Origin of the sequence: Stappia sp. TSB10P1A (assembly GCF_900185725.1) — a bacterium.
GTDB lineage: Bacteria > Pseudomonadota > Alphaproteobacteria > Rhizobiales > Stappiaceae > Stappia.
The window spans coordinates 502,447-528,287 of the sequence record NZ_FYAU01000036.1 but is presented as its reverse complement, the minus strand read 5'-3'; the positions used below and the strand labels follow the sequence as shown (position 1 = coordinate 528,287).

Here is a 25,841-nt window from a genome sequence, read left to right as displayed (position 1 = left end):
TGCGGGCCGTGCCGGAGGTGCGCCCGGCGTGTCCTCGCCGCCGCTCTGGCAGCCAATAGGCCCCGGCTCTCCGGCTTCGCCTGCGGCCGGGGTGACCTCGGAGGGTGGGGTGACGGCAGCGGGGCGGCGGCGGTAGGGCGGCGGCGCTTGGGCGACGGCCGGGGGGAGAGAAGATTTCGCAAACGAAAGGGCCGCGGGAGTGTCCCGCGGCCCTGATAGTGTGGCGAGTGCCGAAACGCGAGGCGAGCAGTCCGATCAGGCCTCGCCGTCCGGAGCGTCGTCGCCCGGAGCCTCGTCCTCGCCAGCGCCGTCATCCGGTCCGCTGTCGCCGCCGGCATCGCCCGGCGCGGCGGAGCCGGAGGCCGGGGTCCCGCCGCCCGAACCAGCGCCAGCCTGGTCGAGTGCCGCCTCTTCCGCGTCCTCCTCGTCGGAGACGCGGCCGACCGAGACGACTTCCTCGCCCTCGGCGGTGTTGAAGACGATGACGCCCTGGGTGGCGCGGCCGGCGATGCGGATGCCGTCGACCGGGCAGCGGATCAACTGGCCGCCATTGGTGACGAGCATGATCTGGTCGCTGTCTTCCACCGGGAAGGAGGCGACCAGCGGGCCGTTGCGCTTGGTGACCGCCATGGCGGTGATGCCCTTGCCGCCGCGGCCCGTGACCCGGTACTCGAAGGACGAGGACCGCTTGCCATAGCCGTTTTCCGAGATGGTGAGGATCACCTGTTCGGTGGCGCTCATCGCCGCGTAGCGCTCCTGCGTCAGCTCGCCCGCCGGCACGCCCTCGTCCTCGCCCGTGGCCTCGCCGTTGGTCTCGTCGGCCTCGCCGCGCATCAGCCGGCGCAGGCGCAGATAGGCGCTGCGCTCGTCCGCCGTGCAGTCGAAATGACGCAGCACCGACATGGAGATGACGCTGTCGCTGTCGGCGAGATTGATGCCGCGCACGCCGACCGAATTGCGGCCCGCGAAGACGCGCACATCGGTGACGGGGAAGCGGATGCACTGGCCGAGCGCCGTGGTCAGCATGATGTCGTCATGCTCGGTGCAGGTGAAGACGCCGACGATGCCGTCGCCCTCGTCCAGCTTCATCGCGATCTTGCCGTTCTTGTTGATCTGCGTGAAGTCGGAGAGCTTGTTGCGGCGGACGGTGCCGCGCGTGGTGGCGAACATCACGTCGAGATTGCCCCAGGTCTCCTCGTCCTCCGGCAGCGGCATGATCGAGGTGATCTGTTCGCCCTGCTCGAGCGGCAGCATGTTGACCAATGCCTTGCCGCGCGAGGTCGGGCCGCCGAGCGGCAGGCGCCAGACCTTCAGCTTGTAGGCGATGCCGCGCGAGGAGAAGAACAGCACCGGCGTGTGCGTGTTGGCGACGAACAGGCGGGTGACGAAATCCTCGTCCTTGGTCGACATGCCAGAGCGGCCCTTGCCGCCGCGCCGCTGCGCCCGGTAGGTGTCGAGCGGAACGCGCTTGATATAGCCGGCATGGCTGACGGTGACGACCATCTCCTCGCGCTGGATCAGGTCCTCGTCCTCGAGATCGGCGCCGCCGTCCATGATCTCGGTGCGGCGGGGTGTTGCGAACTCCTCGCGGATCGCCGTCAGTTCCTCGCGGATGATGTCGAGGATGCGCGAGCGCGAGCGCAGGATGTCGAGGTAGTCGCGGATCTCCTCGCCGATCTTGTTGAGCTCGTCGGCGATCTCGTCGCGGCCAAGGGCGGTGAGGCGCTGCAGGCGCAGGTCGAGGATGGCGCGGGCCTGCTCCTCGGAGAGCTTGTAGGTGCCGTCCTCATTGACCATGTGGCGCGGATCGTCGATCAGGCGGATCAAGGGCTCCACGTCGCGGGCCGGCCAGTTGCGCTCCATCAACTGGGCGCGGGCGGTGGCCGGGTCCGGCGCGGTGCGGATCAGCGCGATGACCTCGTCGATATTGGCGACCGCGATGGCGAGACCGACGAGGACATGGGCGCGGTCGCGCGCCTTCTTCAACAGGAAGCGGGTGCGCCGGCCGATCACCTCCTCGCGGAAGGCGATGAAGGCGGTGAGCATGTCCTTGAGGCCGAGCTGCTCCGGCCGGCCGCCGTTCAGCGCCACCATGTTGGCGCCGAAGGTCGATTGCAGCGCCGAGTAGCGGTAGAGCTGGTTCAGCACCACGTCGCCGACCGCATCGCGCTTGAGCTCGACGACGACGCGCATGCCGGAGCGGTCCGACTCGTCGCGGATGTCGGAAATGCCCTCGATGCGCTTTTCGCGCACATGCTCGGCGATCTTCTCGATCATCGCCGCCTTGTTCACCTGATAGGGGATCTCGGTGATGACGATGGCGTAGCGGTCCTTGCGGATCTCCTCGATCTCGGCGCGGCCGCGCATGACGATGGAGCCGCGCGCGCTCTCATAGGCCGAGCGGATGCCCGAGCGGCCGAGGATGATGCCGCCGGTCGGGAAGTCGGGCCCCGGCACGATCTCCATCAGCTCGGCGGTGGTCATCGCCGGGTTTTCCATCAGGGCGATGGCGGCGTCGATGACCTCGCCGAGATTGTGCGGCGGGATGTTGGTCGCCATGCCGACGGCGATGCCGCCGGCGCCGTTGACCAGCAGGTTCGGGAACTTTGCCGGCAAAACGACCGGCTCGCTCTCCGAATTGTCGTAGTTTTCCTGGAAGTTGACGGTCTCCTTGTCGATGTCGTCAAGGAGGCGCGCGGAGACCTTCTGCAGCCGGCATTCGGTGTAGCGCATGGCGGCGGCCGGATCGCCGTCGACCGAGCCGAAATTGCCCTGGCCGTCGATCAGCGGCAGGCGCAGCGAGAAGGTCTGCGCCATGCGCACCAGCGCGTCGTAGATCGCGCTGTCGCCATGCGGGTGATATTTACCCATCACGTCGCCGACCACGCGGGCCGACTTGCGGTAGGGCTTGTTCCACTCGTAGCCGTTCTCGTGCATCGAGTAGAGGATGCGCCGATGCACCGGCTTCAGCCCGTCGCGCACATCCGGCAGGGCGCGGCTGACGATGACGCTCATGGCGTAATCGAGGTAGCTGCGCTTCATCTCGTCGGTGATGGAAACGGGCCGGATGTCGGACGGCAGGCCGCCCGACGGTGCGTTCGTGTCCCGATCGGTCAAGAGATCTCTCTCACTTGTTGAATCTGTCCCGGTCTTATAGCCGATTCCGCGCTGCCAGCCAAATCCGCCAGGGCATTTCGCGCTGCGAAAAGGCAAGCGAAAACAGCGGCTTGTCAGTTGCCCAAGGGAAAGTTCGGACACGGGCCGGCGCGCCCGCGTCCACAGGGCGTCTTTTGGCTGATATAAGGGGGGTGGACGAGTCGCGCGGGGGGCTTGCGCAATGCTGGCGGACTATCTCATCAATGCCTTCGCGACGCTGTTCGTGACCATCGATCCGGTGGGGCTGGCGCCGATGTTCCTGGCGGTAACGGCGGGCGCCACGGCGGCGACGCGCCGGCGCATCGCCCTGCGCGCGACGCTGATCGGCGGCGCCATCCTGTTCCTGTTCCTGGTGGCCGGACGCGGCGTTCTCGGCGTACTCGGCATCTCCGTGCCGGCCTTCCAGATCGCCGGCGGGCTGCTGCTGCTGATCATCGCCATCGAGATGGTGTTCGACAAGCGCAACCGGCGCAAATCCGAGACGGCGGAAAAGGCGGTGTCGCAGCACGCCGCACACCAGGAAGAGCTGCATGACGTCGCCGTGTTTCCGCTCGGCATCCCGCTGATCGCCGGGCCGGCGGCGATCTCCGCCGTCATCCTGCTGTCGTCGCAGGCGGTCGACACGGTGTCCTATCTCGGCCTGGCGCTGGTGATCCTGGTGATCATCGGCAGTTGCTTCGTCGCCTTCCTGCTGGCCGACCGCATCGAGCGGATGATGGGCGACACCGCCGCCATGGTGGTGACGCGGCTGCTCGGCGTGCTGCTGGCGGCGCTGTCGATCCAGTTCATCGCCGACGGCATCCGCGCGATGATCGCCGCCGGCTAGAGCCCGTCCCAGGGTTATTGCAGCAGGCGGTAGACGGTCGGATTGTCCGGGCAGGCCGCAAAGCCGCACTCAAGGAGCGTGCTGACGCCATTTGCCGCCGCCATCGCCAGCACCAGCAGCACCGCAATGAGCGGCAGGCCGGCAAGGCGGACGGGCGCGCTGCCGGCGGCACGCGGCTCCTCGCCGGGCGCGCGCAGCACCAGCATCAGGGCGCAGGCCGCAATCGCGACGACGAAGACGACAAACGCCCAGGTGTAGAAATGCAGGCCGAGAAAGGGCGCGCCATAGCCGGCATCGCCCGGCTGGATATGCAGCAGCACCTGGCGCATGGCAAAGCCGGCGCCAATGAGCCCTGCCAGGATCGTCACGCCGTAATGGGCGGGCCGGGGGCCGCGCGCGACATTCAGCACCGGGCCGATGGCGAGCAGCAGGAAGCCGGCGCGCTGCAGCAGGCAGAGCGGGCAGGGCAACTCGCCCTTGGCGAACTGGTCGAGAAAGGCGACGCCGAGCACCGCCGAGATGGCGAGAAGGGCGAGGGCGTTGAGGGTCGTCTCGAGAGAGCGGGAGATCATGGCGTGCCCCTTCAGAACGACAGCGGCAGCGAGTCGGTGGCGTGGTGCAGGTAGACCAGCACGGCGGCGACGAAGCTCGCCGCGGTCAACAGGCCGGCAAGGCGCATGGGGCCGAAGGCGGCGGCGGCAAGGGCCGCGAAGAGCAGGGCGAAGAGGGCGGCGAGATACATCGGGCAGAGCCTTTGGGATCCGGGACCTTGGATGTCCGGGTGGGGAACCGGGTGCGAACTCCGGGGAGATTAGACGATTCTCGCCCGCGCGCCGACCGGCGCCGGGCCGGGCACCGAAACGGGCTCTGAAACGGTCTCCAGAACGGCAAAGGCGACGCCTGCGGGATGCAGCGCGTCGCCTTTTGCGGTGTCGGGTCGTCGGCGCCCGGTCAGGAACTGGAGGGAATGCGCTCCAGGACCGAGGTGTTGGCGGCCGGCTGGCGGGTCTCGACGGTGGTGAACTGCACCTGGCGCATCGACCGGTTGCCGCTGAGCGCGGTGGCGCAGTCGGCCGACCAGTTGCCCCAGCTCTGGCCGCGGCACTCGGCGGGCAGCGCGGAGGCGGCGCGGTCGGTCTTGGGCGCCGCCATCTCGCTGCGCACGGCGCCGGCCGAGGCGGTCTGGATGGTGTGGGCGATGCTCACCAGGCCGCCGAAGACGGCCAGCGCGGCAACGGTGGCGATCGCCAGGTCCCGCAGGCGGTGAGCATAGGGCTCGCCATGGTCATGAAGGAAGGTCATTGTCGTCACGTCCCTGCTTTCGTTTCTCGATGACCCCACACTGAGGCAGAAACGGCAAGGAAACCGTGACGCGGATCACGAACCGGAGGGTTGCGCCGGCAGGGCGGGGGTGCCCGTCGCCGGCTCGGCCATGACCGGGTTCTTCTCCGGCACGGTGCCGGCGAAGCAGTCGGGATCCTCCTCGCGGAAGATGATGCCGCCGCAGACCGCCTCAACGGTGCGCGCGATGGCTCGCTCCTCCTTGCCTGACAGGATAACGTGCTCCTGGGCAAAAGGTTGCAGGGTGGCGGCGGACTTCGCCGCGGCGTCGACATCCGAGGCGGCCAGTCCGGCCCCGAGCGTCGCAACCAGCAGCACGACGCCGGCGCCCCACAGGGCGATCGGAGTCGATAGCTGATGAATTTTGTGAATCGTCATCATGCACTGCCATATGGTCTGTCCGGGCGGACTTGGCAAGGCTTTGCCGGATCATCTCCGCGTGAACGGTCTGCACTGTTTTTGTGAACGATTGCAGAAGCTTGCCCTTGAGCCGGCCATGCTTTCGCATGCCAGCCATGCGCCAGGCGCATGCCGGTGCCGTCGGGGTCATGCCTGTACGGAGGCGGACTGGCGAGGGTTGCGCCCTGCTTTTCCTGCACTCCCTGATCTGCAGATGGGACGGGGACGGGCCGACGGCAAGGGGGCGGCGCTTTTTCGGGGCTGCGCGCGCGAAGGGGATAAGGCGGGGCCGCGCGCGAAGGGGATGAGGCGGGCGGCTCCGGCGACGGGGCTTGGCCGGGTCAGCCCCGCTCCGACAGGGCGCGGGCGACCGCCCGCCCCGACAGCACCGCGCCATGCACCGTGCCGAAATGGGCGGCCGAGGCCGCTTCTCCCGCAAACCAGAGCTGCCCGTCCCAATCCGCGCCGGCAAGCGCCCGCCGCGTCGCGGGGCTGGTTCCGACCGCATTGAAACTGTAGCTGCCGAGCGCGTATCGATCCTGCCCCCAGCGGGTGACCTGCGCGGCGCGCGGCGCGGGAAAGCGCGCGCCGAACATCGCCCGCAGGCTGTCGCGCGCGGCGGCGACGGTGTCGCGGTCGCTCATCCGCTCGATCTCGGCCGCCGGATCGGCGGCATTGAAGCCCAGCAGAACGGGGGCGCGGAGCGCGCGCGCCAGCGACAGCCACTCGCCCCAATAGCCCGCGCGCGGGCCGAGCCAGCCGATCCAGTCCACCTCGCCGGGCCAGCGGACCCGGTCGAAGCGCAGCCAGCACTTGTTCAACAGCCCCAGTCCCAGCCCGTCGATTGCCGCCTGCCGGTCCCGCGCCAGCGGTTCGGCAAAGCGCACGCGGCCCGAGCGCAGCACGCCCAGCGGCAGGGTGCAGACGATCCGCTCCGCCGCGATCCGGCTGCCGTCGGCGAGGCGCACGGAGCCCGGCGCGATCTCGCTCGCCTCGGCGGAGAGGCGAATGTCCAGCCCGCGCGCCAGATGCGCGGCGATCCGGTCGAACCCGTCGGGAAACAGCATGTCGGCCCCGTCGAACGCCTCGCCGTCCCGCCCGTGCCAGGCCGACAGGAGCCGCGCCGGACCGCCATATTCCTGTTCCAGCGTGCTGTTCACCAGATAGGATACCAGCCGCCGCAGCGGCGCCTCGGCGCCCTGCCAGTCGGCGGAGGCTTCGAGCGCCCGCGCCACCGAGACATCGTCCGGCAGCCGCTCGGCCGCCGCCAGCGCGCGGCGCAGGATGCGCTCGGCCGGCCGCAGGTCCGGGGCGATCTCCGCCCCGTCCGGGCCGAGCAGCAGCGAGGCGTCGTAACGGGTCGCCACCAGCCGCGCCCCGGCCTCGCGCGCCAGAGCGGTCAGCGGGTTGCCGCGCTGGCCGTGGATCCAGCTCGCCCCCAGATCCATCGGCAGATCCGGCCAGAGGCGCGAGGTGACGACACGCCCGCCGATCCGCGCGCGCGCCTCCACAACCGTGACCGCATGTCCGGCCTCCTGCAGGGCCCGCGCCGCCGAGAGCCCGGCCATGCCCGCGCCGAGGACGAGGACGCGCTGCGGCGCCTGCGCGCGCGGGCCACCGCCGGCCCCCCATGTCGCCACGGCGGCGAGCCCGGCAAGGACCTGTCGTCTGTTCGGCGAACTGCTCATGACCGCACCTCCCGCCTGCCGCCGCCGGATCGCGCGCGTCTCCCCAGGGGACCGGCCCAGGGGAGCGGCCCAGGGGACCGCCCCAGGGGAGCGGCCCAGGGGAGCAGCCCAGGGGAGCAGCCCAGGGGACCGGGTGTCTCCGGCGCGGCCCGCCGGGAGCTTGCACCGGGATGGGCGGGCGCGAAAGCGCAAAGCGCGCGGCGACTGCCGGGCGCGCCAGGACGGGGAAGGGGAAGGGGGAGAGGGAGAGGGAGAGGGAGAGGGAGAGGGAGAGGGAGAGGGGAGAGGCGGACGGGCCGGGAACGCCGGCCGGGAACGACATGCCGCGAACGACATGGCGGCGGGCCGGGGGACCCGCCGCCACGCTCTTCGAGAGTGTCCGAGGTCAGGAGGGCCGGATCACTCTGAAACGCGGGTTCGCGTGAGAATGGTCGTGGTGCCGTCGCGCGCGGCGAGCGTCCGCCAGGGCGGGGCGGAGGCCGGATCGACGCTGCGGGCAAGATCGGCACAGCCCTGCGCCGCGTCCTGCATCGTGCTGCCGGCGCAGGCGACCTGCACCGTGCGCGCCATGCGGTCGCCCTTCTTCGCGGTGTTGACCAGATGCCCGGGGCTGAATGTCAGCCCGCCGACGGCGAGGGAGACGGCAATGGCGGCGAGGCCGCCAAGGCCCAAAGCTGCGATGCCACGCATGATGCGCCTCCTATTGCTTGTGGGCAACAGTCTAGCAGAAAAGCGCGGCGAGATACAGAAATTCACAGGAAGTTGCACGGCGGCAACGGGGGGGGAGTAATGTGCCGGGATTGGATTTGCGTCCTGGAGTAGGCGGAGTAAGCTGGAAATAGCCTACGCGCGGGCAACGGCGACCGATAAGAGCCGTTGTTCAGACGGGAACGTTTGCACACCGCATTTTCATGCCGCCCGCGGAACATGGGCGGGCAGGCTGACGCGGAAGAGTTCATTCATGCCAAGGAAAAAACCGCCGCCCCGGATTGTCGCAAGGCGTTCACGGGACAATCCGAACCGACGGTTGAGCGCTGGGGTTCCCGCCATAGCCGCGCGAACCGAACTGGCGGAACGCGTCAGGTATGGCGCCTATTCAAAGCACAAATACAACCCGACAGCCTATAAGCTGGCGCCTTATGCCGGTCGGGATTCCGAGCGAACCTATTGCGATGAACATGCCAAATTCGGCAAGAACGACAGTGATCGGATTCCCCTGCTTCTCAAGCGCGGTGTTATGCTCGGGCTTTGGTCGGACTGCCAAGATGAGGACCTTCCGCCTCTGCTGTGGACCATCGACGAGAGCGGTTGGATCTTTGAGCTACGAGTGACCAATGCTGGCCAGTCTCAATATCACGGCTATCCGGTCCTTCCAGGAGACGCGTTTGCGAGGCATGTCTTGATCAGAGCCAGAGAGGTGGCTTTCGCAACGGACGAGTTTCCATTAGATCAAGATCCAAATGTGCAGGCTGCCATCGCGGCGGCGGAGGCCTTCTACAGATGAGAGCTGTGAAATATTTCACACTTGCCGCCTCTTGGCCCGCAGCCCGCGACGAGGTGGCGGACATCTCGCTGCGCGTAGGTGACCAAGTCATCTCGAGAATTGCAGATATCGAAAAGCGGACGGTCCGGGATTATTTTCGGGCGTCGTCCATCGGGTTGGCGCTTTGGCTTGCAGACAATTGGTGGCGCTTGCGATGGGAGACCATCAGGGATGCCAGATTTCCCTCGGTGGACTGGCGCCTGCGCCATGAGTTGAACTCGGCAAGCGGCGGCGCGCTATGGCCTCCGGTGATGATATACAGTGTAGGTGGCCGTATCGCGTTTGCTCCCAGCGTTGGAAAAAATGTGGTCGGAGGCCCCCAATCCTATTTCGATTTCAAGATTGGAATGGTGTCTGCCGAAGAATATGAACGGGAGCTGGATGCTTTTTTTGAAAGCGTTCTTGGGCATTGCGCAAGAATGGCGGATGGAGAGACGCTGCAGAATTTAATCGAGCAGATCGCCACCGAGCGACGGGACCCGGAACTGGCCGCCTGGCGGCGCTTGGAAGCGTGCCTGGGCTTCGATCCCGATGACGCGCCTGATGAGGTGATCGATGCCTTTGTCAAACTGGATGCTGTCGCAGGTGAGGACGGCGTTGAAGAGGCCGCGCACGCACAACCTGGAGCAGGTTCGGCTCAATCCTTGGGCATGGCAATAGAAGCCGCGCGCGAGTCGAGGGTCGAGATCGATTTGAGTTTGGCAGATGACTTGGAGCGCAATTGGAATCTGCCGAGATATGCCAATCCGTGGCAGATGGCCGAGGCCGCTGCGGAAGAGCTCCGGGCTCTTATCGGCGTGCCGAGAGGTCTTTTAAATCACACCGTTTTCGGAGACCTTTTCAAGGCTCGATGGAATGACCTGAAGTCGGCCACTGCAACCGCGAGGACGCTGCCTTACGGCGCCAGGATCGGAGATGGTCGCAAATATCACGCGGCGCTGCAAACGATTGCATCGCATGATCGGCGGTTTGAGCTCGCTCGGCAGTTCGGGGATGCCGTGTGGCGAAGGGACGCCAGCTTCGGCATTGTCAGCCGCTCGAAAACGGATCGTCAGAAATTTCAAAGAGCGTTCGCTCACTCCTTGTTGTGCCCTTTCAGCGACCTCCAGCGCGTTGTCGATGTCAACGATCCCACGGCCGAAGCCATGAAAATGGCGGCCAAGAGGTTTGGCGTTCACCCGTCCGTGGTGCGCAACCAACTAGTTTACAAAGGCTATCTGCCGTTTGAGAACAAAAACGACGAGACGGAAGCCGCTTAGCCTATTCTGATTTGTACACCGACGATAGCCACCTGACAGTGCCGCGTTTTAAAACGGTTTCGGCGGCACGGGTTCAGGCGGGCATTGGAGCCTGTTCGGTGCGGAGTGTCAGCACCTCGCCTTTCGGTTGTGTGAGCGCGCCGGTGTTTTTAAGGTCTTGGATGAGCTTCTGTCCGGCGCAGGGGTCAGCCAGCCCCACTCCAGCATCCTGCCCAGCAGCGCGGCGTCAGCAAGCGTGTGGTATCATTGGTAATCCATGGAATTATCGCGTGGCAATTGTGAGATGACGAAGGATTTTTCAAATAAAGCCGAATGAAACTTGGCAGTTCCGGCAGGAACGCCGAGAGGGAGACGGAAGACGTCTCGCCGAAGCGTCACATCAGGCGAAAGGGAATGCCGCTGAGCAGCGCCCGCACATAGCGGCGCTTCTGGTAAAGCCCGTTCAGGGAGACGCGGGGCAGGAGCATCCAGTCCTGGGTTTCCGCAGGATCGACAACCCCGGGCTGGGTGGTGACGCCGACCGTCAAGCCGGCCCGGCGCGCCGCGGCGGCCTCGCGGGCGGCGCAGGCCCGCTTCCACCCGTAGGGATAGGCGATCGTTCGCGGCTGCACGCCCGTCCAGTTCGTGATCGCCTCGATGGGCTCGACGATCTCCCGCTCGAGACGGTCGGCATCGACACGGGCGAGGTTGCAATGCGAGACGGTGTGAACGCCGAAGCGGGCGAGCGGATCGGTCTTGGCGAGCCGGCGCAAGGCATCCGCATCCATCACCTGCTCTTCAACGATCGCGGCAGGGTCGACGCCCTGCGCGGCCGCCACGTCATTCAGCCGCGCCACCGCTGCGTCTTCATCGATCGCTTCGATAAAATCCGCGAGCCGGAGAAAGGCCGCGTGCTTCTGCGCGGTGGTGGCGCAGACAACGGTCTCGATGCCGGCGCCGAAATCGAACGCGAACCGGTCGCAGGTCCGCGTCAGATCCTCGGCGGTTTCCCACCACATGGTGTGGGTGCGCTCGACCAGACCCTTGGTGATGAACAGCGTATACGGGACGCCGTGCCTGCGAAACACCGGCGCGGCGTGCTCGGCGTTGTCCCGGCAGCCGTCGTCGAGGGTGAAGGCGACGTAGCGCTCGCCATTCTTCGCCGCGGCAACCGCATCGGGTAGCTCGTCGAGCGCGAGCGGAACGTATCCCCTTTCCCCGGCCTCACGAATGGCCGCGTCGAGGAACTCCGGCGTGATCGAGAGCAGCGCGTTCGGCTCATAGGGCCGGTTGGTGGCCGGGCGCACATGATGCAGCGTGAAGACCATGCCACGCCCGGCCGCGCCGGGAAGCAGCCTGTCGGCACCTGTCAGCGCGATCGCTTCAAGGCCGGCGGTGATCATCGCCCGCTTGAGTTTCGGGGTCATCGTGGTCCAGGCTCTGGCTCAGGCAAAATCGAAATCGATCAGTTGGAACCGGTAGAAGTCGAGCGGTCCGCGCTCGGGCGCAAAATCGCGCATCTGCAGGAGCATGGGCGAGGGCCGCACGCGGTCGGGCAGGCGAAGGCCGGGAGCGGCGGGAAGCGCCCGGTTGAGGCCGGCATAGACGAACAGCGGTCGGCGCCAGAAGGCGCAGGCAGCGCGCGTCACCGCCCTCACATCGGCTCTTGCGGGCGCCGCGCCCGTGGCGCGCAGAAAGGCCGCGGCGAGCGTGTAGGGCAGCTTGCGGCTTTCCCGCGGCGAGGAGATCAGCAACAGGTCGTCGGTGCCATGGACGGCGTAGGTGTATTTGTGACCGCACAGCCGCTCAAAAAGCGAGGGCCCGTCCCATGGCACGCCGGTTTCGCCCGGATCGGTCGCATAGCGGTCGAAGATGCTGACGAAGTGGTCCCGGCGTTGCCTGTCGAAGGGCTCGTGGATGGTCACGCGCTTTGAACGCGCCGGGATGGCAAGGCCCATCCTGAGTTCGAGACGCAGGAAGGCTTTCAGGTTGAAGAACCTTTCGTTGACCGGCAATGCCTTGGCATTCGGCATTCCGAAAGCGAACCTGAAGCCGTGCGCAGCGAATTGCCGCCCGACCTCATCATAGAGCATCTGGATACGTTCGCGCCCGCGCCACTCCTTGAGGATGAACAGATCGACCAGGGCTGCGGCCTTTTCCGGTCTGCCGTTCACCAGCACCGTCTGATGCACCAGGGCGATCTGGCCGATCTTTTTCCCGGTCTCGACCTCGGTCAGGCGGACAACGGTGGTGCCATCGGAGAAACAGTCCTCGTACAGCCACCGCACGTGGTTTGGATCAAAGACGATATCAGGCGACGCGAATGCTTCCGTCGCAAGCCGCGCCGTCTCCGTATAGTCGGGAGATTCTTCAACAGATACACTGATCACTCAAGTTTATCCTTGCATCATCACAACCAAGGATAGGCAGATTGTCTTACCATCGACTTAACTGCGCCATGCCTTTTGTGCCATCAGCAGGCCGCTGCGACGTGAGGTCTATACCACCCGGAATGCGACAGTCTGTGCACAGACGATAGTCACCCGACAGTGCCGCGTTGTAAAACGGTTTCGGCGGCACGGGTTCAGGCGCGCATTGGAGCCTGTCCGGTGCGGCCGGCGCTGCAGCCGACCCGGTCGGGTCACGTCGTGCCCCGCCAGTCCGGCGGCAGCCGGAAGGCGGCGACGAGGCTGCTTTCTCCCGCGCGGGTCAGGTGCAGGGCACGGCTTTCCGGCGCACGGGTCAGCCAGCCCCGCTCCAGCACCCTGTCCAGAAGCGCGGCGCCGAGCTGCCCGGCGATATGCGGGCGGCGTTCGCTCCAGTCGAGACAGGTCCGGCACAGCGGGCGGCGGGCGCGAAGGGAGGCGACGTCGATGCCGAGCGTGCCGAAGAAGCCGCGCCCGCTCTCGGTGACGAATCCGGCCTCGTCCGACAGGACCAGGTGGCCGTCACGCACCAGAGCGTCGGCGACAGCCAGCGCCAGACGGCCGGCCATGTGGTCGTAGCAGGTTCGCGCCAGGCGCAGGGCCTCGTCCTTCGGCCCGACCGGGCGATGCCGCTTCGGCCCGCCGGACGCCACCGCCATCAAGGCATGGATCGCCTGGGCGACCTCGGCCGAGGCCAGCCGGTAATAGCGATGCCGGCCCTGCTTCTCGACGGCAAGCAGCCGCGCCTCCGTCATCCTGGCGAGATGGCCGCTGGTCGTCTGGGGGGTCACCCCGGCATGGCGGGCAAGCTCCCCCGCCGTCAGCGCCTGACCGCCCATCAGCGCGGCCAGCATGTTGGCCCGCGCCGCGTCGCCGATCAGGCTCGCCACCTCCGCGATCGTATTGCCGGATGCGATGTTCACCATGCCGGCAGGCATAGCATCCCGGCCGGCCGGTGTCAGTCGCCGACAGTTCGGCGCCGGCCGAAACATCCGCCGCGAGAACCCCGCTAGAACTCCGCTAGAACCGGGCATCGGACCTGTGGCGGAAAGGCGGATCATGCCAAGACAAACGAACATGACAAGACAAACGAACATGCCAAGACAAACGAACATGACGGTGGAACTGGCGCTGCTGCTGGTGCTGTCGACCGTGTGGGGCGCGTCCTACAGCTTCATCAAGGTGGGGGTCGAAACCATCCCGCCGGTGACGCTGATCGCGGCGCGCACCCTGATCGCCGGCGCCGTCCTGCTGGCGGTGATCCGCTGGCGCGGCCTGCGCCTGCCGCGCGACCGGCGGACATGGGGCCGCTTCCTGGTTCAGGCCTGCCTCAACAGCGTGGTGCCCTTCACGCTGATCGCATGGGCGCAGCAGACCACCGATGCCGGGCTCGCCACCATCCTCAACGCGACGACGCCGATCTTCGCCTTCCTGCTGACCGTGCTGGTCGTTCGGCACGAGGCGGTGACCGGCCGCAAGCTGTTCGGCGTCGCCGCCGGGCTGGTCGGCATCTGCCTGATCATCGGGGTCGAGGCGCTCGGCGGGCTCGGCCGCGAGCTGCTGGCGCAATTGGCGATCGTCGCGGCCTCCGTCTGCTATGCCGGGGCGGCGATCTTCGGCAAGGGTTTCAAGGACCTCGATCCGATGATGCCCGCCGCCGGATCGCTGATCTGCGGCGCCTTCGTGCTTGTCCCGGCGAGCCTGCTTGTCGACCAGCCGTGGCGGCTGGAGCCCAGCTCCGCCTCCGTCCTCGCGCTGATCGCCGTTGCGGTGGTCTCCACCGCCCTGGCCTTCGTGATCTATTTCCGGCTGGTCCAGACGCTCGGTTCGGTCGGCACCACGGCGCAGTCCTATCTGCGCGTCCCGATCGGGGTGGCGATCGGCATGGTGTTTCTCGGCGAGACGCTGAGCCCGACGGCCTGGATCGGGCTGGGCTGCGTCGTCGCCGGTGTCATCGCCATGACGCTGCCCGCCCGCCGCCGCGCCGCCGCTACCGCATGACGAAGGAGCGCCAGGCCGTGCCGTCCTTGTCGATCACGCCCTCCTCGGTCATGCCGAGCTTCAGCGCGACCTGGACCGAGCCGCCATTGTCCGGGTGGATTTCGGCGACGACCCGGTCGAGCGCCAGTGTGCCCAGTGCATGGGCAAGGACCGGCCGCGCCGCCTCGGTCGCAAGGCCCTTGCCCCAGGCGCCGCGGATGAAGCGCCAGCCGATCTCGATTTCCGGGCCGATGCCGTCGCAGGGGATCAGCAGGATCCAGCCGAGGAAATGGTCCGGCCGCTCGCGCGGGACCACCGACCAGTAGCCGAGGCCCCGCCCGTAATCGGCCGCCATCCGCCCGCGCACGAAGGCCTCGTGGCTGGCGGGATCGGTCCAGGGGCGCGGCACGAACCGCGTCACCTCGGGATCGCGGTCCATGGCAAGGCAGGCGGGCAGGTCGGCGAGGGTCCGCGGCCGCACGGTGAGGCGGGCGGTGTGGAAGGTCGGCAGGGTCGGCATGGGGGGATATCTCGCTGTCCGGTTGGGCTCCCACCGTTTTACCGGCGGAGGCGCCGCGTGCAAGGAGGGCGCCGCAAGCCCTTCGTCCCGCTTGCCTGAAAGCGGCGCGCCCTGTACATCGGCGGCATGACACGCACTGCGCTCTATCCCGGCTCGTTCGACCCCGTCACCAACGGCCATGTCGACATTCTGCGCCACGCGCTCGACCTTGCCGACAAGGTGGTCGTCGCCATCGGCGTGCATCCCGGCAAGTCGCCGATGTTCGCCTTCGAGGAGCGGGTGGAGATGATCGCCCGCATCGCGCGCGAGGCCTTCGGCGCGGCGGATGCGGCGCGCATCGAGGTGATCGCCTTCGACGACCTGGTCATCGAGACGGCGCGGCGCAATGGCGCAGCCTTCCTGGTGCGGGGCCTGCGCGACGGCACCGATCTCGACTACGAGATGCAGATGGCCGGCATGAACCGCTCGCTGGCGCCGGAGGTGCAGACGGTGTTCCTGCCGGCCTCGCCGGAGGTCCGCCACATCACCGCCACGCTGGTCAGGCAGATCGCCAAGATGGGCGGCGACGTCCGTCATTTCGTTCCGGCTCACGTCGCGGAGCGCCTGGCCGAACGGCTGGCCGCCCCGCGCTGACACCCCGTTTCAACCCCCTCTGCGGGAGACTTCCTCCATGGCACGCCTGCTTTCATTCCTTTCCGCGCTTGTCCTTGCCGCAACGCTCGCGGTGTCGCCCGCAGCGGCGCAGACCACCGATCCCGAAAACACGCTGCTGCTCGACCTGAAGGACGGGCAGGTGGTGATCCGCCTGCGGCCGGACCTGGCGCCGAAGCATGTCGAGCGCATCAAGACGCTGGCGAGCCAGGGCTTTTACGACGGCATCGTCTTTCACCGGGTGATCGACGGCTTCATGGCGCAGACCGGCGATCCGACCGGCACCGGCATGGGCAAGTCCGACCTGCCGGACCTCAAGGGCGAATTCACCAGCGAGCCGTTCCGCCGCGGCACGCTCGGCATGGCGCGGGGCCAGGACCCGGACAGCGCCAACTCGCAGTTCTTCATCATGTTCGCCGATGGCGACTGGCTGAACCGCCAGTACACCGTCTGGGGCGAGGTGATCGAGGGCATGGAGCACGTCGACAGGATCAAGCGCGGCGAGCCGGTGCAGAACCCGGACAAGATCGTGCGCATGCGCCTCGCCACCGACGCCAACTGACCCGACCAAACCGCAACACCACACCAAAACCAAGGAGACCGAGGGTGGCCGACTACAAGGATGCAGAAAACACGCTGGTGATGGAGACCACCCAGGGCCAGGTCGTCATCAACTTGCGCCCGGACCTGGCGCCGAACCATGTCGCGCGCATCAAGGAACTGGCGCGCGAGGGCTTTTACGACGGCATCGTCTTCCACCGGGTGATCGAGGGCTTCATGGCCCAGACCGGCTGCCCGCGCGGCACCGGCACCGGCGGCTCGGGCAAGAAGCTGCGCGCCGAGTTCAACGCCGAGCCGCATGTGCGCGGCACCTGCTCGATGGCCCGCGCCCAGGACCCGAATTCCGGCGACAGCCAGTTCTTCATCTGCTTCACCGATGCCCGCTTCCTCGACCGCCAGTACACGGTCTGGGGCGAGGTCACGGAAGGCATGGAGAATGTCGACAAGATCAAGCGCGGCGAGCCGGTGGTCAATCCGGACAAGATCGTCTCGATGAAGGTCGCGGCCGACATCGAGTAACGCGGCAGCGCGGCACGGCGACGCAGATCGGGGCAGGGGCCGGACGGCGCCTGCCCCTTTTCGTGAGGCCGCCGCTTCCCCCCAATGGTGTCCTTGTCCCGGATTGTGGAAACGGGGCGCAGGCGACATAGTCGGCGGATAAATCAGGGAAGATCGGGCCCAAAAAGGCCCGGAAGATCGGGCCAGAAACCGGCCGGAAGATCGCGCCAAAACAGGACAGGACCATGAGCAAGCTTGACGATCTCCTGGCGCAGAAGGGCACGCTGCTGGCCGACGGCGCGACCGGCACCAATCTCTTCGATATGGGGCTGACCTCCGGCGATCCGCCGGAAGAGTGGAACGTCACAGAGCCGGAGAAGATCCGCACCCTGCACCGCAAGTTCGTCGAGGCCGGCGCCGACATCATCCTGACCAACACGTTCGGCGCCAACCGCCACCGGCTGAAGCTGCACAAGCTGGAAGGGCGCGTGCACGAGCTGAACAAGGCGGCGGCGGAGCTGGCCCGGCAAGTGGCGGCGGAGGCCGGCCGCGAGGTGATCGTCGGCGGCTCCATCGGCCCGACCGGCGAATTGTTCGTGCCGCTGGGCGCGCTCACTTACGAGGAGGCCGTCGAGGCCTTCACTGAGCAGGCGGAAGGGCTGAAGGCGGGCGGCGCCGATGTCGCCTGGATCGAGACCATGTCGGCACCGGAGGAAATGCGCGCGGCCGCGGAAGCCGCAGCCAAGGTCGGCATGCCCTTCGTGGTGACGGCGAGCTTCGACACCGCCGGGCGCACGATGATGGGCCTGCCGCCGAGCGGTCTGGCCGATCTTGCCGGCGAATTCGCCTGCGCCCCCGTCGCCTATGGCTCGAATTGCGGCGTCGGCGCCTCGGACCTGCTGGCCGCCGTGCTGGAAATCACCCGCGACCACCCGGACGCCATCGTCGTCGCCAAGGCGAATTGTGGCATCCCGGTCATTCGCGGCGACGAGGTGGTCTATACCGGCACGCCGGAGCTGATGGCGGACTATGCGCGGCTCGCGGTGGATGCCGGCGCGCGGATCATCGGCGGCTGCTGCGGCACCTCCTATGCCCACCTTGCGGCGATGCGCCAGGCGCTCGATGCGCATGAGAAGGGCGCGCGCCCGAGCGTTGCCGATGTCGTCGCCCGCCTCGGCCCGCTGGTCTCCCCGCCGGCGGCCGCTCCTGTCGATGGCGGCGACGGCGAGGGCGGAAGACGGCGGAGAAGGCGGGGGTGAGGGCCGACGCGCAGAGGGGGCGCCGAGATGCGTCCGTTCTGTCCGGACCCGGTCGGGAGCTCGAAGGCGCGCTCGGACGTTATGTCCCGCGCCTTTCCTGCCGGCTCTTTCTCCAGGCTGTCCAATCGATCGGCTCGGCCTCCAGAACGGTCAGGTCTCCCGGCTCGACGCGGTCCATAAACAGGATCAGGTTTTGACACTCCCATCTGGCGCTGGGAGCCAGTAGTCCATCGAAGCCCAGGAAGAAGGCGGCATCCGCGATTTCCTGGCTGCGTTCATAGCTCAAGTCTCCGTAACGCTCGGGGACGATTCCCAACGCGGACAACGCTGCGAAATCGGCGAGTTTGAGCGTTCGGCGGGTTTTTACCGATATCCGGTGCAGGACGGACTGCAGCTTTGACGGGAAGACCGGTTGCCGGCTCAAATGAAAGTGAATTTCTTCCAGCGCGCCGTCCCGTTCGAGGGATGTGTAAAGGACATCGAACGTGCCCGGGTCCCATCTGGCTTGGGGCGCAGATCCTTCCAGCACGTCACGCCCGGCGCGTACGATGCGCCAGACATCGCCCTCGAACGAGACACGAGCCTGGGCGTCCAGAGCGTCAAGCAGTTCGATATCCCGTGCGCGTCGCTCTACCATCGACTGCTCAGATGTAAGCGCCAGCGTCGAGGCGCTCGATCACGGCGAGCACTTCCTCGGTCCGGTCGGCATTTATCAAGTCGATGGCTCTCTCGCCGTTCAACAGCGGGTGCCGGGAATGCAGCCAAAGACGGGTCTCGTCGGCGGTGTAGAAGTCCGAAAGCCTGTCCACGACATACCGCAAATCGGCAATAACCGTCTGGGTTCTTAAGTTGGGCGATCCGGTTCCCCGCGTCCAGCGGGACACAGTCGCTGTCGAGACATCGACGATATTCGCGATATCCTTCCCCTGAAGGCCGCCGCGCGACCGGAGATCGTCGAGGATACGTGCAACTGCGGTACTCATCGTGAGTTCCTTCTGGACGTGGCGGTGGAGGAGCTTTGCGGTCGACGTCGCGGCGTGCGGAGGCGAGGAGCCTCGCTTATCGTGCCGTGAAAGTCGTCGAGCACAGACTGCATCTTCTCCAGTCGCTCGCGAGAGCGCTACGCCTGCCTCTGTTCAAACCTAGATTACAAAATAATTTCATCAGAGGAAAGAAGTGAAATCGATATGGAATTCACTTGGCCGGCGCCGCTCGTGCACTGGCACGCGTGCCCGGTCACGGTGACCGCCAGAGCCGCGGCCTATCGCTTCGCTGGCGTTCAGCCTCAGAGGACCAATTTCCTTTGGAAGCTATAGGGGCGGTATCCCCACCACCCCCTCCACCAGCTCCTCGACGCTCCGGCTGCCGTCGAGGCGCAGGACGGGGGCGGTATGGGCGACGAGCCACTCCTCGTGGCGGGCGCGGTTGCGGCCCGAAAAGCCGGGCGTGTCGTAGCTGGCGGCCCATGCGGCGAAGGCCGTGTGGATCTCGTGCATGTCGCCGCCCGGATCGATGCGGGTGCCGTAGCGCTGGCGCTCGCGCGCCCTGAGGCGCTCCATCCGCAGCGGCGTCGGCGTCGCCACGAAGACGATCAGGTCGACCTCCTCGATCAGGGCATCGCCCCAGCCGTCGAACGAGCCGGTCAGCACCCAGCCGCGGCCCCGTGCCTGCTCCACTTCGGCCATGTCGGCGGCGATCAGGCGCACGCGCTCCTGCGGCGGGCGCTTGTCGGTGAAGGGCGGGTCGGTCGGCAGCCAGTAATAGTCGTCGACATCGAACTGCGGAATGCCGAGGTGGGCGGCGAGCGCCGCGCCGAGCGTGGTGACGCCGGCGCAGGAGGCGCCGGTGATGTAGATGCGGCTCGCACGGGTCATGGGCGGCTCAAAGGCTCTTCAGCCAGGGCAGGAAGCCGTCGAGGAAGCGCGTCGTCGCCGGCATGAAATGGCTGCCGTGATGATACATCGGATCGAGCGCGGTGACGATCATCCGCCCCGGTGTGGTGACCTCGTCGTCGTAGAGCACCGAACCCTTGCCGTCCACGTCGATCAGGCTGACGGCGCCTTCCGGCACATCGAAATGGCCGTGATGGTGCCAGGTGGCGTCGTCCAGGGTGATATGGCCGAACAAGGGATGGTCGGGGGCGACGACCTTGAGGCCGAGGCTGCCGCCTTCCTTCCACCACCAGAAATTCGTCGGCGTGTCGTGCCAGGAGACCCCGGGCAGCCAGGCGGGCTGGCCGGTCGAGCCCATGGCGATGACGGTGCCGCCGCCGGCGAGATAGTCGGCGAATTGCTCCCGGCAGGGGACAAGCTGGGACGGGTCGGTGCGGCAGGAGACGAGGATCAGTTCGTGCGCGGAGAGGTCGGTCCCGGCGAGGTCGCGGATATAGACGATCTCGTCGAAATGGTCGCGGTAGCGCGGCTCGTAGAGCGAGCGGTGGTGGTAATAGGTGCCGCTGTCGAGGGCGGTGATGCGCGCCATGCTCAAGCCTCCCGTCCGGCCGCCCAGCGGCACAGTTGCGGCACGATCCGCGCCGTGGTGTCGCTGGCCCCGGCATACATCCAAAGGTCGTTGCCGGCATGCATGAGGATGCGCCCGCCGGCCGGGCGGTGGTAGAGCCAGTCGCAGGGCGCCCGCTCCGGCCCCAGCCCGTGCAGCGGTATGGCGCCCGGCGGCGGCGGGTTGTGACCGCGCGCGTAGAAGCCGGCAACGCCGCGGCGAAAGGTCAGCTCGCGCGCGTCGACCCCGGCAAAGACCGGGTGATCGGTCATCCGGTGCACCTCCAGCGTCGCCAGCGTCACCTTCGGCAGCACCACGAAGGGAGCGAACTCCGGCAGCATCGGCCAGGCGACATGGCCGTTGAAGACCAGCGTGCCGCCGCCGTCGAGAAAGGCGGAGATCTTGCCCGCCAGCGTTCCGAAGTAACGCTGGTCGAGATGGGCGGGAACGAGCAGCGCCCGATAGGCCGACAGGTCGGCCCCTTCCAGCGCGTAATGGTCGATCTGGTCGAGATCGTCGACGAAGCCGGAAATGTCCGGCAGGTCGCCGCCCGCGCCCTTGATCGGCTTGAGAAACAGACAGGATGCCATGGGAAACTCCGGCGGAAGGGGACCGGCGTGGGCAAGCCCGGCCGGTCCCGTCTTGCTGGCGGTCCGGTTCAGTTCTTGGTGACGGACTTGAAGTCGTAGAAGAAGCCCGAAGGGTGGACCTTGTAGCCCTCGACCGTGGCCTTGGCGGCGGCGACGAAGACCTTGTGCACCAGGGGGATCTCCGGCGCGTCCTCCTGCAGGATCTGCTGGGCGCGGACATAGGTGGCGAAGGCCTCCGGCCCGACGTCGAGGGTGCGGCCCTTGTCGACCAGGGCGTCGAACTCCTCGTTGACCCAGAACTGGTAGTTCATGCCGGCCTTGGAGTGGAACTGCGACTTCAGGTGCAGGTCCGGATGGCCGGTCATTTCCGGCGTCCAGAACACGACGGAGATGTCGTAGTCGCCCTGGCGGACCAGCTCCAGCATGCCTTCCCAGGTGAACATCTGCATCTTCGTTTCGATGCCCTGCTGCTTCAGGAGAATGGCGAGCGCCTCGGTGATGGTCGGCATTTCGGCGCGGCTGGAATAGCTGAGGATGCGCAGGGTGAGCGGCTCGCCGTCCTTGGTCCAGATGCCGGAGGACTTGTCGTAGCCGGCCTCGGTGAGCAGGGCGCCGGCGGCTTCGGGGTCGAAGCTGTAGGGCGTCACCTCCTCGCTGGTCCAGGGGAAGGAGGCGGGGAAGAAGGTCCAGGCCGGGTTGCCGATGCCGTCGAGCGCGCCCGTGACGACGATGTTGCGGTCGACGAGCAGGTTGACGGCGCGGCGCAGGCGCACGTCGGAAAGCACGCTCTTCTCGCCGGCATTGATCGCGCCGTAATAGATGCCGGCGCTTTCCTCGCTATGGACGGTGAAGCGGGCGTCGGCGGACAGGCGCGCGACGTCGGAGGGCAGCAGGTTGTCGATGAAGTCGACCTCGCCGGCCTCCAGCGCGATGGCGCGGGCATTGTGGTCCGGGATGTAGCGGTATTCGATGGTCTTGAGCGCGGGCGCCGCGCCCCAATAGCCGTCGAAGCGCTCGACGATGGTGCGGTCCTGCTTGCGGTAGTCGGCAAGCTTCCACGGGCCGGTGCCCACGGGGGTGACGAACTGGCCCGCCTCATCGAAGGAGGCCTTGCCGTAGATCACGGTGATGGCGTCGGTGAGCTGGTTCGGCAGGGCCGAGAAGGGCTCGGAGGTCTCGATCTCCAGCACCAGGGGCTCGGGCGCGGACATGCTCTTGATGTTGAGCAAGTCGGCGGCATAGGGCAGCAGGGCGACGACCCGCTCCAGCGAGAATTTTGCGGCCCTCGCGTCGAAGGGCGATCCGTCATGGAAGGTGACGCCCTCGCGCAAGGCAAAGCGCCACACGGTCGGCGAGACGCGCTCCCAGGAGGTGGCAAGGCCGGGGACGAGGGTCATCTGGTAGTCGAGCTTGATCAGCGTGTCGAGGATCTCGCTCTCGTTGAAGAAGCGGCTGCGGCGCGGCGCCATGGCGAGCGGCAGCGCCTCCCACATGGTGGCGACGACCAGCGTGTCGGCCGGCGTCTCGGCGCGGGCCGGAGAGACGAGCGCGTCGGTCGCGGGCAGGGCGAGCATCGCCGCAGCTATGGCGGCAATCGCGTGCCTGCCGAGCCGGGGGAGGGAAAGGGAGAGGGAGAGGGGCATGTGCATCAGCTCCGTGTTGTCAGGTAGTTGGTGCGGCCCGCGCGCAGCCGGTCGCCGAGGGCATCGCCCAAGAGGTTGACCAGGATGACGAAGGCCATGATCGTGAGACCCGGCACCAGGACGAGGCGCGGGTGATCGCGAAGGTGGTTGCGGGACTCGGCGATCATCCGGCCCCATTCGGGCGCGCCCGGCTCGACGCCGAGGCCGAGAAAGCTCAGTCCCGCGAAGGACAGGATCACCCAGGACATCGAGTAGCTGCCCAAGGCGAGAAGCGGCGTCAGGATGTTGGGCAGGAGGTGGCGGCGGATCACCGACAGGCGCGGCACGCCGAGCGCCTCGGCGGCGAGCACATAGGTCTTGCTGCGCTCGATCATGACCGCGTTGCGCACGAGGCGGGCATATTCGGTCCAGTGGACGGCGGCGAGCGCCAGGATGACGGCCTGAAGGCCGAGGCCGAGCACCCCGGCGATGACGAGGGCGACGGCAAGGGCGGGCAGCACCGAGACGCCTTCGCACAGGCGCATCAACAGCCGGTCGCCGATCCCGCCGAAATAGCCGCTGACGGCGCCGAGAAGCGTCCCGAGGCCGGCGGAGGCCAGCACCACGGCGAGCGCCGAGAGCGTGGTGAGCTGCGCGCCGTAGAGCAGGCGCGAGAGCATGCAGCGGCCCATCGCGTCGGTGCCGAGCGGATAGGCAAGGCTGGGCGGCGCGAGGCGGCCGAGGATGTTGGCAGCATAGGGATCGTGCGGGGCGAGCAGCGGGCCGAGCAGCACAAGGGCCAGGAGCGCGGCGACGGCGAGCGCGAGGCCGCTGCGGCGGCGGGCAAGGCGGGCGCGAAGGCGGGTGCGAAGACGGGCGCGAAGAAGACGGGCGCGAAGACGGGCGGCGGCGGCGGCGACCATCTAGACCACCTCCCGCGTGCGCGGATCGTAAAGGGCGATGGCATAGTCGACGGCGAGATTGACCAGCACATAGCCGCAGGCGACGACGAGGAAGCTCGCCTGGATCATCGGATAGTCGCGGGCGAGCAGCGCCTCCACCATCATCCGGCCGATGCCGGGCCAGCCGAACAGCGTCTCGACGATGATCAGCCCGTCGAAGATGCGGGCGAATTGCAGCCCGGTGAGGGTGAGCACCGCCGGCAGCACATTGGGCGCGGCATGGGTGAGGAGGGCGCGGGTGCTCGACAGGCCCTTGGCCCGGGCGGTGCGCATATAGGGCTGGGCGAGCTCCTCCAAGAGGCAGCCGCGCACATAGCGGGCGAGAATGCCGCAGACCGAGGTGGCGATGGCCAGCGTCGGCAGGACCAGATGCGCCGGCGTGCCGTAGCCGGTGCTGGGCAGCCAGCCGAGCGCGAGGGAGAACAGCAGCGCCAGCAGCAGCGCGTACCAGAAATTCGGGATCGACATGCCGAGAACGGCGAAGGCGGCAAGGCCGCGGTCGAGGAGGCTGCCGGGAAAGGCGGCGCAGACCGCCCCGACCGGCAGGGCGATGGCAAGCGCCAGCAGCAAGGCGGCGACGGCAAGCTTCAGCGAGGCGGCAACGCGCAGGGCCAGTTCGTCGGCGACCGGGGTGCCGCTGACCATCGAGCGGCCGAAATCGCCGGTGAGCACATTGCCGAGCCAGACGAGATATTGCTGCGGCAGCGGCGCGTCGAAGCCGTTTTCCGCCGAGAACCGCGCCAGCGCCGCCGCGTCCGGCAAGGTGCCGTCCATCTGCGACATCAACAGCACTTCGGCGAAATTCCCCGGCATCAGCCGCAGCAGGGCGAAGCCGGCGATGGAGATCGCCAGCAGCAGCAGCGCTGCCGAGAACAGCCTGAGGACGAGTTGCCGTGCCATGTCCGGGTGCCGGGTGGGCCTGGGGGCCGTTAAACTTGAGTGTAGAAATCATGAATTTTCGGGATCGTCCATGCCCCGGCGAAAAAACCTGACAATTTTGCTCATGAAATTTCGAAACAACATATCCAGGGTTTCAGCAGGAGCTGCAGTCTCTATCCAGAGGCGAGGGGGCCAGAGGCGAGGGGCCGGAGATGAAGGACCCAGAGGCGAGGGGCCAGAGGCGAGGGCCGTTCACGAGAGTGTGCACTGGACCCGGCGGCATCCTGGGTTAGGCTTGGCCGATGAGCTGGAGAACGGACGCCCTGAAAAGGACGCTCCCGGCCACGGCCCTGGCGATGGTGCTGGCCGCGGCGATGGTCCTTGTCGCCCTGGTGCCGGCGCGCGCGCAGCCGGCCGGGGGCGAGCCTGTCGACGTCGCCCTGGTGCTGGCCATCGACGTGTCGCGCTCGATGTCGCGCGAGGAACTGGCGATCCAGCGCCGGGGCTATGCCGAGGCGATCGCCAGCCGCGAGGTCTTGCGGGCGATCGAGCACGGCCCGCATGGGCGGATCGGCCTGGCGATCTTCGAATGGGCCGGCGACTTCCACACCCGCGAGGTGCTGCCCTGGACGATCGTCGAGAGCGCGGCGGACGCGCAGGCGATTGCCGCGCTGCTGCTGGAAGAGGAGAGCTCCAGCCAGAGCCGCACCTCGATCTCCGGCGCGATCCTGCGCAGCATGGCGCTGCTGGAGGAGGTGCCGTTCGCGGCCGAGCGGATGGTGATCGACATTTCCGGCGATGGTCCCAACAATCAGGGTCCGCCGGTGACGCAGTTGCGCGATATGGCGGTCGACCGGGGCATCACCATCAACGGGCTGCCGCTGATGACCGACGACGGCTTCGCCCGGTATTTCGCCATTCCCGATCTCGACGAATATTACCGGCGCTGCGTGATCGGCGGGCCCGGCGCCTTCGTCGTGCCGGTGCACGAGTGGAACGAGTTCCCCGAGGCGGTGCGGCGCAAGCTGGTGCTGGAGATCGGTACGCTGGAGCCGTTCCACGACCCGTGGCGGCAGCACCACGACGGCGGCGCGCTGCCGGTGGTGCCGGCGCAGTTCGCCGCCGAGGAGCCCTATGACTGCCTGGTCGGCGAGAAGATGTGGCGCGACCGCCGGGACCTGTTCTACGACGGCGGCAGGTAGA

At 67.4% G+C, this 25,841-nt stretch carries 28 protein-coding genes; 9 read left to right on the top strand and 19 right to left on the bottom strand.

The features are described 5' to 3' along the window. Positions 1-255: 255 nt before the first annotated feature. Entirely contained in the window at positions 256-3,042 is a 2,787-nt protein-coding gene (gyrA, locus tag TSB10P1A_RS21000) for a DNA gyrase subunit A (RefSeq protein WP_208987185.1), read from the bottom strand. Between the two features lie 295 nt (positions 3,043-3,337). Between gyrA and TSB10P1A_RS20995 the strand changes: the two genes are divergently transcribed. Next, a complete protein-coding gene (locus TSB10P1A_RS20995; RefSeq protein ID WP_208985376.1) occupies positions 3,338-3,982 on the top strand; it encodes a MarC family protein in 645 nt (214 codons plus the stop codon). Positions 3,983-3,996: 14 nt separating this feature from the next. Here TSB10P1A_RS20995 and TSB10P1A_RS20990 read toward each other — a convergent pair whose 3' ends face one another. From TSB10P1A_RS20990 to TSB10P1A_RS20965, 6 genes are all read right to left on the bottom strand, one after another. Continuing rightward, on the bottom strand, positions 3,997-4,554 hold the full coding sequence (locus TSB10P1A_RS20990; protein WP_186389886.1) for a disulfide bond formation protein B: 558 nt from the start codon (positions 4,552-4,554) through the stop codon (positions 3,997-3,999). A gap of 11 nt (positions 4,555-4,565) precedes the next feature. Then, positions 4,566-4,724, bottom strand: coding sequence for a DUF5993 family protein (locus TSB10P1A_RS20985; RefSeq protein WP_186389885.1), 159 nt, complete (start codon positions 4,722-4,724; stop codon positions 4,566-4,568). Positions 4,725-4,933: 209 nt separating this feature from the next. Then, positions 4,934-5,284: a hypothetical protein gene (locus TSB10P1A_RS20980; RefSeq protein ID WP_186389884.1), complete on the bottom strand. Its 351-nt coding sequence runs from the start codon at positions 5,282-5,284 to the stop codon at positions 4,934-4,936. 75 nt (positions 5,285-5,359) lie between these two features. Beyond that, a complete protein-coding gene (locus tag TSB10P1A_RS20975) occupies positions 5,360-5,704 on the bottom strand; it encodes a hypothetical protein (RefSeq protein WP_186389883.1) in 345 nt (114 codons plus the stop codon). Between the two features lie 359 nt (positions 5,705-6,063). Next, positions 6,064-7,410, bottom strand: a complete 1,347-nt coding sequence (locus TSB10P1A_RS20970; protein WP_186389882.1) for an FAD-dependent oxidoreductase — start codon at positions 7,408-7,410, stop codon at positions 6,064-6,066. Between the two features lie 399 nt (positions 7,411-7,809). Beyond that, positions 7,810-8,100 (bottom strand): hypothetical protein, encoded by a 291-nt coding sequence (locus TSB10P1A_RS20965; RefSeq protein WP_186389881.1) that lies wholly within the window; start codon positions 8,098-8,100, stop codon positions 7,810-7,812. A gap of 271 nt (positions 8,101-8,371) precedes the next feature. Here TSB10P1A_RS20965 and TSB10P1A_RS20960 point away from each other — a divergent pair, with 271 nt between their 5' ends. Together TSB10P1A_RS20960 and TSB10P1A_RS20955 are read left to right on the top strand one after the other, a co-directional pair. Then, positions 8,372-8,914 (top strand): hypothetical protein, encoded by a 543-nt coding sequence (locus TSB10P1A_RS20960; protein ID WP_186389880.1) that lies wholly within the window; start codon positions 8,372-8,374, stop codon positions 8,912-8,914. Further along, positions 8,911-10,212 carry a hypothetical protein gene (locus tag TSB10P1A_RS20955; RefSeq protein WP_186389879.1) on the top strand — a complete coding sequence of 434 codons (1,302 nt, stop codon included), beginning with the start codon at positions 8,911-8,913 and terminating at the stop codon, positions 10,210-10,212. The genes TSB10P1A_RS20960 and TSB10P1A_RS20955 overlap by 4 nt, the downstream gene beginning before the upstream one ends. Before the next feature lie 374 nt (positions 10,213-10,586). Here TSB10P1A_RS20955 and TSB10P1A_RS20950 read toward each other — a convergent pair whose 3' ends face one another. The 3 genes from TSB10P1A_RS20950 to TSB10P1A_RS20940 all read right to left on the bottom strand — a co-directional run bounded on the left by TSB10P1A_RS20950 (position 10,587) and on the right by TSB10P1A_RS20940 (position 13,543). After that, a complete protein-coding gene (locus TSB10P1A_RS20950; RefSeq protein WP_244293199.1) occupies positions 10,587-11,594 on the bottom strand; it encodes a polysaccharide deacetylase family protein in 1,008 nt (335 codons plus the stop codon). A gap of 42 nt (positions 11,595-11,636) precedes the next feature. Continuing rightward, positions 11,637-12,581 carry a GNAT family N-acetyltransferase gene (locus TSB10P1A_RS20945; protein WP_186389877.1) on the bottom strand — a complete coding sequence of 315 codons (945 nt, stop codon included), beginning with the start codon at positions 12,579-12,581 and terminating at the stop codon, positions 11,637-11,639. A 251-nt stretch (positions 12,582-12,832) separates the two neighbouring features. After that, positions 12,833-13,543, bottom strand: coding sequence for a helix-turn-helix transcriptional regulator (locus TSB10P1A_RS20940; protein ID WP_186389876.1), 711 nt, complete (start codon positions 13,541-13,543; stop codon positions 12,833-12,835). A 169-nt stretch (positions 13,544-13,712) separates the two neighbouring features. On the opposite strand from TSB10P1A_RS20940, the gene TSB10P1A_RS20935 reads away from it, so the two are divergent. Further along, positions 13,713-14,618 (top strand): DMT family transporter, encoded by a 906-nt coding sequence (locus tag TSB10P1A_RS20935; RefSeq protein WP_186389875.1) that lies wholly within the window; start codon positions 13,713-13,715, stop codon positions 14,616-14,618. Here the strand turns inward: TSB10P1A_RS20935 and TSB10P1A_RS20930 are convergent. After that, positions 14,608-15,117, bottom strand: coding sequence for a GNAT family N-acetyltransferase (locus tag TSB10P1A_RS20930; RefSeq protein ID WP_186389874.1), 510 nt, complete (start codon positions 15,115-15,117; stop codon positions 14,608-14,610). The two genes, TSB10P1A_RS20935 and TSB10P1A_RS20930, sit on opposite strands and share 11 nt — an antisense overlap. 126 nt (positions 15,118-15,243) lie before the next feature. Between TSB10P1A_RS20930 and coaD the strand changes: the two genes are divergently transcribed. The 4 genes from coaD to bmt all read left to right on the top strand — a co-directional run bounded on the left by coaD (position 15,244) and on the right by bmt (position 18,086). After that, positions 15,244-15,750, top strand: a complete 507-nt coding sequence (gene coaD, locus TSB10P1A_RS20925; RefSeq protein ID WP_186389873.1) for a pantetheine-phosphate adenylyltransferase — start codon at positions 15,244-15,246, stop codon at positions 15,748-15,750. A 37-nt stretch (positions 15,751-15,787) separates the two neighbouring features. Next, complete coding sequence (locus TSB10P1A_RS20920; protein WP_186389872.1) at positions 15,788-16,330, top strand: peptidylprolyl isomerase; 543 nt, start codon at positions 15,788-15,790, stop codon at positions 16,328-16,330. An 80-nt stretch (positions 16,331-16,410) separates the two neighbouring features. Further along, the gene (locus TSB10P1A_RS20915; RefSeq protein WP_186390098.1) at positions 16,411-16,848 is read left to right on the top strand and encodes a peptidylprolyl isomerase; all 438 of its coding nucleotides are present in this window, start codon (positions 16,411-16,413) and stop codon (positions 16,846-16,848) included. A gap of 224 nt (positions 16,849-17,072) precedes the next feature. Further along, on the top strand, positions 17,073-18,086 hold the full coding sequence (gene bmt / locus TSB10P1A_RS20910; protein WP_186389871.1) for a betaine--homocysteine S-methyltransferase: 1,014 nt from the start codon (positions 17,073-17,075) through the stop codon (positions 18,084-18,086). Between the two features lie 79 nt (positions 18,087-18,165). On the opposite strand, the gene TSB10P1A_RS20905 is transcribed toward bmt, so the two are convergent. The 8 genes from TSB10P1A_RS20905 to TSB10P1A_RS20870 all read right to left on the bottom strand — a co-directional run bounded on the left by TSB10P1A_RS20905 (position 18,166) and on the right by TSB10P1A_RS20870 (position 24,659). Continuing rightward, positions 18,166-18,723: an RES family NAD+ phosphorylase gene (locus TSB10P1A_RS20905; RefSeq protein ID WP_186389870.1), complete on the bottom strand. Its 558-nt coding sequence runs from the start codon at positions 18,721-18,723 to the stop codon at positions 18,166-18,168. A 7-nt stretch (positions 18,724-18,730) separates the two neighbouring features. Continuing rightward, positions 18,731-19,069 carry an antitoxin Xre/MbcA/ParS toxin-binding domain-containing protein gene (locus TSB10P1A_RS20900; RefSeq protein ID WP_186389869.1) on the bottom strand — a complete coding sequence of 113 codons (339 nt, stop codon included), beginning with the start codon at positions 19,067-19,069 and terminating at the stop codon, positions 18,731-18,733. 327 nt (positions 19,070-19,396) lie between these two features. Further along, complete coding sequence (locus TSB10P1A_RS20895) at positions 19,397-19,960, bottom strand: adenylate kinase (RefSeq protein ID WP_186389868.1); 564 nt, start codon at positions 19,958-19,960, stop codon at positions 19,397-19,399. A 7-nt stretch (positions 19,961-19,967) separates the two neighbouring features. Then, a complete protein-coding gene (locus tag TSB10P1A_RS20890) occupies positions 19,968-20,567 on the bottom strand; it encodes a hypothetical protein (RefSeq protein ID WP_186389867.1) in 600 nt (199 codons plus the stop codon). A 2-nt stretch (positions 20,568-20,569) separates the two neighbouring features. Continuing rightward, positions 20,570-21,175, bottom strand: a complete 606-nt coding sequence (locus TSB10P1A_RS20885; RefSeq protein ID WP_186389866.1) for a hypothetical protein — start codon at positions 21,173-21,175, stop codon at positions 20,570-20,572. 68 nt (positions 21,176-21,243) lie between these two features. After that, entirely contained in the window at positions 21,244-22,818 is a 1,575-nt protein-coding gene (locus TSB10P1A_RS20880; protein ID WP_186389865.1) for an ABC transporter substrate-binding protein, read from the bottom strand. Between the two features lie 5 nt (positions 22,819-22,823). Further along, the gene (locus TSB10P1A_RS20875; RefSeq protein WP_186389864.1) at positions 22,824-23,720 is read right to left on the bottom strand and encodes an ABC transporter permease; all 897 of its coding nucleotides are present in this window, start codon (positions 23,718-23,720) and stop codon (positions 22,824-22,826) included. Continuing rightward, positions 23,721-24,659: an ABC transporter permease gene (locus tag TSB10P1A_RS20870; protein ID WP_186389863.1), complete on the bottom strand. Its 939-nt coding sequence runs from the start codon at positions 24,657-24,659 to the stop codon at positions 23,721-23,723. It lies immediately after the preceding gene. Positions 24,660-24,940: 281 nt separating this feature from the next. On the opposite strand from TSB10P1A_RS20870, the gene TSB10P1A_RS20865 reads away from it, so the two are divergent. Continuing rightward, positions 24,941-25,840 carry a DUF1194 domain-containing protein gene (locus TSB10P1A_RS20865; RefSeq protein WP_244293198.1) on the top strand — a complete coding sequence of 300 codons (900 nt, stop codon included), beginning with the start codon at positions 24,941-24,943 and terminating at the stop codon, positions 25,838-25,840. Position 25,841 lies beyond the last annotated feature (1 nt).